The sequence below is a fragment of the Pseudoalteromonas rubra genome (assembly GCF_004212645.1).
GTDB classification, from domain to species: domain Bacteria; phylum Pseudomonadota; class Gammaproteobacteria; order Enterobacterales; family Alteromonadaceae; genus Pseudoalteromonas; species Pseudoalteromonas rubra_G.
The window spans coordinates 1-1280 of record NZ_PPUZ01000099.1 but is presented as its reverse complement, the minus strand read 5'-3'; the positions used below and the strand labels follow the sequence as shown (position 1 = coordinate 1280).

The 1280-nt window shown below is 43.5% G+C and carries 2 protein-coding genes; one reads left to right on the top strand and one right to left on the bottom strand.

Translation table 11 applies throughout. The features are described from left to right. The first annotated feature begins 119 nt into the window (after positions 1-119). Positions 120-623: a CC0125/CC1285 family lipoprotein gene (locus tag C3B51_RS21950; protein ID WP_130246398.1), complete on the top strand. Its 504-nt coding sequence runs from the start codon at positions 120-122 to the stop codon at positions 621-623. Between the two features lie 276 nt (positions 624-899). On the opposite strand, the gene C3B51_RS21945 is transcribed toward C3B51_RS21950, so the two are convergent. Continuing rightward, on the bottom strand, positions 900-1280 hold a 381-nt coding region (locus tag C3B51_RS21945; RefSeq protein ID WP_206076668.1), incomplete at its 5' end, for a hypothetical protein.

Here is a 1280-nt window from a genome sequence, read left to right as displayed (position 1 = left end):
GAGGAAACCGCGCTACAGGCATGATACCAAACCGCATAATTAATTATGCGGTTTAGCAGAAAAGGAACCGGGCAAGCCAATTGGTTTGTCCATTATTTAAAAAAGAAAGAAGTAATATAATGAAGCAGTTAAGAAATTTAAGTTTGGCATGTATTACCTTGGCCGCTGTGGGATGCAGCGCCGTGTCGTATCAGTCTATGGGAATTCGGGGCGGATATTCCGAGAAAAAATTAAACGATAATAGCTACCGGGTACATTACTCGGGTAATGGCAGTGTCTCACTGGAGCAGGCCATCGACTTTGCGCTATTGCGCAGTGCGGTGATTGCTCAGCAGCACGGCGCCGATACCTTCACCAGCTCCAACCATGCTGCCAATGTATCGCGCTCCTATGCTGGTACGCCGGGTGTGTATGTGAGTAAACCCAGCGTGTATCTGGATATAGCCGTGCCAGCAGCCCAAAGTGACACAAAAATACTGGCCTGTGGCCAGTTTAGTGGTCTGTTTACGCTGATGACTTTGCAAAACGAGGTTCGTGCCTTCAATCATAATACTCAGGCATGTATTGACGAAATACAGGCAAAATATCAGCTGAGTGAGCAGCAGGTATTTGAAAACAAATAGGACTGGCGGGTTTACCCACTTTACTGTTTAAATTTAAGAATAAATTTTGGAATATACTCACTCCAAAGTGGCTTACAGATATGGCCGGTACTCTGATATTAGTCGTAATGATAAACGAGCTGCATATAATGAAAGCCGCAGTTGGAGTGTTGCTTCATTTTGAGAATGCTCTGGCGCATAAGTTTAAATGCAATGGCTGGTCAAGATTAAATTTGAGGTTGAATAACAATGAGGGAGTGGGCAGCACCTCACTCCCTTATACTCTGACAGATTGAATCAGTCAGTCACCCAGATACCGACAATTCTTGGGTAGTTGCCATTTTGGCCTGCACAACCGTTAGTAAGTAATTTGACTGTTTTGTTACCAAGTTGAGCTGCCAGCAGGGTTGAGTGTAGTGTCTCGTAGTTTGGGTGCGATGGTTCGATGGCGAAAAATTGCGGAGTTTCGCTTTTATTACCACATATATTCTTGTTGACTTTCAGATTGCCACCGTTAATGTGTACCTGAGTCCAATAGTTACCCACATTCAGTGAGTCTATTTTGCCACCTTCGGTTCTCTGAGCGAAAACGTGAGTCGTAATAAGTAAAGCACTCATGCCTATAATAATTTTTTTAATCATCTTGAATCCCTGAATAAATATTTGATTGCAGGCTTG